Here is a 6,866-nt window from a genome sequence, read left to right as displayed (position 1 = left end):
GCAACCGCCGACTTCGAGCAAAACGGCTTCACCGTGGCCCACGCCATCGACGGCAAACCGGACACCGGCTGGGCAGTGAGTCCGCAGCTGGGCCGGGCGCACACCGCACAGTTCGTGACCTCCTCGCCCGTGGGCACCAAGGGCAGTCCAACCTGTTTGCAAATCAGTCTGGCCCAGCTCTATGGCAGCCAGCATGTGCTGGGGCGGTATCGCCTCTCCATCACCACCGACCCGACTCCGCAACCGGTCATGCCAGCCCGCATCCAGGATCTCCTGGCGATCCCGTCTGCCAGCCGCGATGCGAAGAGCCAGGCAGAGCTGCTGGACTGGTACAAGGATCGCTCCGGCGTGTATGCCCGGATCCGCTCCGACCTGCAGAAGAAGCAAAAGGAAATGCAGACGGCGGTCAAACCCGTGCCGCTGCCTGTAATGAAGGACCTGGAAGCGGGCAAGCAGCGCCAGTCCCACTTCCTGGTCAAAGGCAATTTCCTGAACCCCGGAGACCCTGTGCAGCCGGCACTGCTGAAAAGCTTCAACCCCGCTCCTGCCCCTGGCGGGACCGACCGGCTCCAGGTGGCCGACTGGCTGATGAGCCGGGACAATCCCCTGACGGCCCGCGTGACGGTGAACCGCTTCTGGGCCCAGCTCTTCGGACGCGGCATTGTGGAGACTGAGGAGGACTTTGGCACTCAGGGCACCCTGCCCTCGAACCCGGAACTTCTGGACTGGCTGGCCGTGGAGTTCATGGACCTGAACTGGGATGTGAAGGCCCTCCTCAAGACCATTGTCATGAGCAGCACTTACCGGCAGTCGTCGAAGCCCTCCGAACTCGCCCGCGCCAAGGATCCGCGCAATGTCCTGCTCTCCCACTATCCCCGCCGTCGTCTCGATGCCGAGCAGGTGCGCGACCAAGCGCTGATGCTCTCCGGGCTGCTGAGCCACAAGCTGGGCGGCCCCAGCGTCTTCCCCCCGCAGCCTGACGGGCAGTGGCGCGCCGCTTTCAACGGCCAGCGCACCTGGGAGACGAGCAAGGGCGAGGACCGCTACCGCCGCGGACTCTACACCTTCTGGCGGCGCACGGTGCCGTACCCCAGCATGGCCACCTTCGATGCCCCAAGCCGGGAGAACGCCACCCTGCGCCGGCTGCCCACCAACACGCCCCTGCAGGCCTTTGTCACGCTGAACGACCCGGCCTACTTCGAGATGGCCCAGTCCCTGGGACGCCGGCTCGCCCAGGAAGGCGGGAACACTCCGGAGGAACGCATTCGTTATGGGTTAGAACTCAGCCTCGTGCGTCCTGCTGGCGCGGAACAAGTCACTGCGCTCCTCGACTTCTACCAGGATGAACTGGCCCACTTGAAATCCGTTCCCGCCGACGCTGCCCGTCTCGCCGGCGACATCCCTACTGGCAGCGATCCTGCCGAGGCGGCTGTCTGGACGATGGTTGCCAATGTGTTGCTGAACCTGGACGGCGTCCTCACCAAAGGCTGATCTCTATTTCCATGAACCCCTTCCATCTCGCCAGCGCCCGCCTCGCCACCCGGCGCACCTTTCTGGGGCAGTCCGGCCTCGGTCTCGGTGCCATGGCCCTGCAGGGCATGCTTCCCGGCCTCGCCTCCGCCGCACCCGCTGCGGGCGGCATATCGCTGCCGGAGAATCCCCTGATCCCCCACCAGGCTCCGCTCCCGGCCAAGGCCCGCTCGGTAATCTACCTGCACATGTCCGGTGCGCCTCCGACACTGGACCTCTTCGACTACAAGCCGAAGCTCAATGAGCTGCACATGCAGGACTGCCCGGACTCCCTGTTCGCCGGCAAACGCTTTGCCTTCATCAAGGGTCGGCCGAAGATGCTGGGCTCCCCCTACAAGTTCAAGCAATACGGCCAGAGCGGTGCGTGGGTGAGCGACATGTTCCCCCACTTCACCAAGATCGTGGACGAGGTCGCACTGGTGAAGTCCATGAACACGGACCAGTTCAATCACGCCCCGGCAGAGCTCTTTGTCCACACGGGCGACATGCGTGCGGGAGGAGCCTCCATCGGCTCCTGGGTGACATACGGACTGGGCAGTGAGAACCTGGATCTGCCGGGCTTCGTCGTACTGCTCTCCGGGGGCACGGACCCCACCGGAGGCAAGAGCCTGTGGAACAGTGGTTTCCTCCCCTCCGTCTATCAGGGCGTGCAGTGCCGCACCACGGGTGAGCCCATCCTGTTTTCCAAGAATCCGGACGGCATGGCCCGCGACTCCCGCCGTCGCAGCCTGGATGCGCTGGGTCGGTTGAACCAGCTGGAGGCCGCAGAACTGGGTGATCCCGAGACGCTTACCCGCATCTCCCAGTATGAGCTGGCCTATCGCATGCAGACGGCCGTGCCGGAGGTGTTCGACATCCAAAAGGAGCCGGAATCTGTGCGCAAACTCTATGGCGCGAAGCCCGGCGAGGGCTCGTTTGCCAACAACTGCCTGCTGGCCCGTCGGCTGGTGGAGAACGGTGTACGGTATGTGCAGCTCTTTGACTGGGGCTGGGACATTCATGGCACGGGCAAAGGCGACGACCTCGTGAACAAGTTTCCAGAGAAGTGCCGGGAGGTGGACCAGGCGTGTGCCGCACTCATCACGGACCTCAAACAGCGCGGCCTTCTTGAAAACACGCTCGTGGTGTGGGGAGGCGAGTTCGGACGCACGCCCATGAACGAGGCGCGCGGCGGCAGCACGTACCTGGGGCGTGATCACCACCCCAACTGTTTCACCATGTGGATGGCGGGCGGCGGAATCAAAGGCGGCATCGTCCACGGGGCGACGGATGAGCTAGGCTACGACGTGGTGGAGGGAAAATACACGATCCGCGATCTGCAGACGACCCTGCTGCACCAGCTCGGTTTTGATGCGCACAAGTTCAGCTACCGCTATCAAGGGCTGAACCAACGCCTCATTGGCCCCACCGGGGATGGTCGATTGATGAAGGAAATCCTGGCGTGAGATGAGGCCGGATCGGCCTTTTCCACACCAGACCTGCTGATTCTCAAAGAAATAGCTCCTAAAACGAACTTTTTTCCGATCCCCCTGTCACAAGGGCGCGCAAATTGACATGCAAAGGCGGCAGTGCGTCGGCTCGACAGCGCTGGCCCCCTGTTTATGCTGCAGCCGCCCGCCATGACCCTCGACCAGTTCCTCGACAACAAATATCAAGTTACCGCCCGGCTGCCCTCCATTTCGGCCACCCATCAGCGGTACGTGGTGCAGGGCACTAGCGGCACGCCGGAACAGTTTATCCTGAGTTTTTGCGATTACGCCAGTCCCGTGGGCCGAGCCTCTCTGGAGCGTCAGCGTCGTGTGGTGGAGGCCATGAGCCGCCCCCCGGTAGCCCTGCTGTGCCGGGCGCTCGACTTTCGGCTGGAGCAGGACTTCCAATGGATGGTTTCTGAGTTTCCTGGTGAGTTCAGCCTCAAGGAACTGCTCCAACAGCGTCAGGCCCTTTCGATGGAGGAGGTGGAAGCATTTCTGCGCCTGATCACGGAGGCCTGTGAGGCAGCCACCACCCTGGGCTGGCCACGACTGGCGCTGGATGCGGCCAATCTCTTTGTGGACCCGCGTCTGGGGCTGCCCCGCATCCCGGCCCCGGATGTGCCCTCGTTTGAGGCAACGGGCTCGGACGTGCCATCCTTTGATCCGATGGCCACCATGCAGTTCAACGTGGCCGACTTCAAGGCGGCCGCGACGGACCCGATTCCGAAGGATACGCACGACTACGTGCTGCCCCTGGCCGCGCTCTGTTGTGACTTGCTGGGCCAGCCCCAGTCCATGCGTGGCGGCAACGCGCGCTATCAGCCCGTGCCTCAACTGACCTCCCAGCAGAACGTGCTGCTGCGCCGGGCGCTCACGAGCGAAGGTCGGGCCGGCTTTGTCAGCGCCAAGTCCTTCATGGATGACTTTTTCGGGATCTCCATGAGTCCGAGCATCGCTGCCCACACGGAGCGGTTGAGGACGATGACGGTGACGGTTACCCGCTCCCAGCCTGAGGAGATCAATCCCGTGAACCCGCTGGCCGTCACCATCCGCGTGGCCCAGCCGCCGCCCCTCCCGGCCAGGCCCCCAGAGCCACCTACCCCAGTCTGCCCCCCGGTGGCAGTGAAACCGGCGGAAAAGGAAGCCGCTCAGGTGATGCGTCCTACGCTGCGCCTTCGTCTGGTGCCAGATCACGAAGACGCACCCATCTTTGCCCTGGTGGCAGATGACGGTCTCACCTTGGGACGGTCTGCTGCGGACGCCGATTTCGTGGCCCAGTTCCGCCCCCGCTCCAATGTGAACGACGGGCGCTCCCGCCGCATCAGCCGGACCCAGACCAAAATCCGCCAGCTGGGGGAAAAACTGCGCCTGCAGGAAAGCAGCGCTGTGAATCCCAGCGTGGTGAACGACGCCCCTGTCGTGCAGGTGGCTGAAGCTGCCACCCCACTCAACTTCCTGCTCGCGGGTGAATACCCCGTTGAGGTGCGCGCCATGCCCACAGACTATCCCGAGAAACGGGAGGTGCTGGAGTGGGCACAGGAAAACGAGCCGCCGCTGGGTGGCGCCGTGATCGTCCGTGCGGGCGGAAGCGGTGTGCTGCTCTGTGAGGCCGCCATGGTCCTCAGTGATGTGGGCCTGCATTTCTCCAAGTCCGGCCGTCCATGGTTCCGCGCCGAAGCCGGTGCCGTGCCTGCTGCTCGCATTCATCGGCTGGCCGGGCAGTTCTGGCTCGAACCCATCGCCGCCAGTGTCTTCTCACGGGCAGGAAATATGGACACCCCCACCCTGCCCCATGAGCTGCTGCTGCTGCGCGACGGAGACAAACTCCGCTTTGGCCCCTATGGATACCGGGTGCTGGGGTACTCCCTGACTGGCAACGAGACCCCGACTTCCGCAGGCTGAACCAAAACACTCCTGGAGCCTGATCGAGGAGGGCCACCCTTTCGCCAACAGAGGGCCCCAAGCACACTCTGCTCGACCCAGGTAGTTTCTCTTCACCACCGCCATGCGCTCATCAATTTTCGCTCCTCCGGGAAGGGGTACATCCACACATGCGTTTCATTCGTATCGAACGGGAGCATTTGCGGAAGCCCGAGTAACACTTTAGGATGACATGGAAACGAAAGAAGGTTAGTCTTTCTGGCTGCAACCTTCTCACGAAGGAATCATGAACCCCCACGAAGACACGCTCAATCTCAGTGCCACGATTCCGCGGACGCCCACGGAAGTGGCGGCTGAAGCGCCGTCTGCCGAACTGGAGCTCTTGAACACCATCAAGATCCCAGGAAGTGGCACACTCGTCTTCAATCGCTACCGCCTGCAGCGCGTGCTGGGCCGCGGCGGTATGGGCGTGGTATGGCTGGCAGATGACACCAAGCTGGACAGACATGTCGCACTAAAATTCCTGCCAGATGTCATCGGTGCCGATCCTGTAGCGCTGAAGGAGCTCAAGGATGAGACCCGGCGCGGGCTCGACCTGGCCCACCCCAATATCGTGCGCATTTACGACTTCGTGGATGACGACGAGGCGGCGGCAATCAGCATGGAGTACGTGAATGGGAAGAGCCTTTCCGAAATGCGGCTCTCCCAGAACCAGCACGTCTTCGCCGTGGACGATCTCGCCCCGTGGCTGGCACAAATGTGTGATGCCCTGGACTACGCGCATTTGCAGCGCCGACTGGTGCACCGCGACCTGAAACCCGCGAACTTGATGGTGAACATCGAGTCGCAGGTGAAGATTACTGACTTTGGTATTGCCCGGAGTGTCTCCGACACCATGAGCCGCCTGAGCATGATGCGGGCGAACACGAGCGGCACGCTGCTCTACATGAGCCCCCAGCAGGCCATGGGAGATCGCCCGAAGCCCACAGATGACATCTATTCCGTGGGGGCGACCCTTTACGAACTGCTCTCTGGGAAACCGCCCTTCTACAGCGGCGACATCTCAATGCAAATCACGGCGAAAAATGCCCCCTCTGTGAGGCAGCGCCGGGAAGAACTGGAAATCCAGGCGGCAGAGGACATTCCTCGCGACTGGGAAGACGCCATCGCCGCGTGTCTGAACAAGGACCCGGCCAAACGGCCTCAATCCGCTGGTGAGCTGGCCCGCCGACTGGGCCTGCCCGCACGGACTGATGCCATCATGGCAGGCGTGCGCGTGAAAACGGATGGCCCCCGGTCCATTCAAGTCCGGCAGGATCGTCTTCCCGCCCCGCCCAATGCCGAACTAAACGAGCCGAAGCGATCCTGGGTGCCGTTGACTTCCACATTGGTCCTTCTGCTGGGCGCCACGGGTGCAGGTGGCGCGTGGTGGTGGATGAACCGCCCTGCCCAACTCACCATGGAGTCTGATCCGGCTGGAGCCGTTGTCTCCGTGGATGGACAAACGAAAAACACGCCTGCAGTTTTCCCTGAGCTGAAGCCTGGGCACTATTCCGCCAAGATCGCTGCGGAAGGCTTCGAACCCCAGACTGTCGAACTGGATCTACAGGCGGGACAAAAGAAGAGCTCCGGACTGGTGAAGCTGGTGCAAAGCCACGGTTCCCTGCTTCTTTCCAGCGATCCCGATGGCGTTCCCTATGAGGTGCAGCTGGCAAATGACGAGTCCGCTCCCAAACTGCGGGGCGAAACGCCGAAAACGCTGACCCTTCCCATCGGACTTTATGAGGTGAGCATGCGCTACGCCGGGGAGTTCAAGAGCATCCCTCTTGAGATCACCCGCAACCAGGAGCGTCAGCAGTCCTTCACCTTTGTGAAGACCGCCCCTCAGCCTCCGGTCGTGGTGGCCCATGTGCCGGACTACCCGTACGGCCAGCCCCCACGGACCAATCCCTCGCCCCCAGCCCCGGCGGCAGGAACGGCCTC

General features: G+C 62.9%; 4 protein-coding genes. All 4 read left to right on the top strand.

The window, feature by feature from the left end; genetic code table 11:
• The coding region (locus tag BV034_RS02840) for a DUF1553 domain-containing protein (protein WP_265592550.1) at window positions 1–1,491 on the top strand (1,491 nt) is incomplete at its 5' end.
• 11 nt (window positions 1,492–1,502) lie between these two features.
• Entirely contained in the window at window positions 1,503–2,975 is a 1,473-nt protein-coding gene (locus BV034_RS02835) for a DUF1501 domain-containing protein (RefSeq protein ID WP_050023928.1), read from the top strand.
• A gap of 156 nt (window positions 2,976–3,131) precedes the next feature.
• Window positions 3,132–4,904 carry a hypothetical protein gene (locus tag BV034_RS02830; protein ID WP_050023926.1) on the top strand — a complete coding sequence of 591 codons (1,773 nt, stop codon included), beginning with the start codon at window positions 3,132–3,134 and terminating at the stop codon, window positions 4,902–4,904.
• A gap of 265 nt (window positions 4,905–5,169) precedes the next feature.
• Window positions 5,170–6,866, top strand: a 1,697-nt coding sequence (locus tag BV034_RS02825) for a serine/threonine-protein kinase (RefSeq protein WP_050023924.1), incomplete at its 3' end; no start/stop codon positions are given.

Origin of the sequence: Verrucomicrobium sp. BvORR034, assembly GCF_000739635.1 — a bacterium.
Taxonomy (GTDB): domain Bacteria; phylum Verrucomicrobiota; class Verrucomicrobiia; order Verrucomicrobiales; family Verrucomicrobiaceae; genus Verrucomicrobium.
This window is presented reverse-complemented; position numbering and strand designations above follow the sequence as displayed.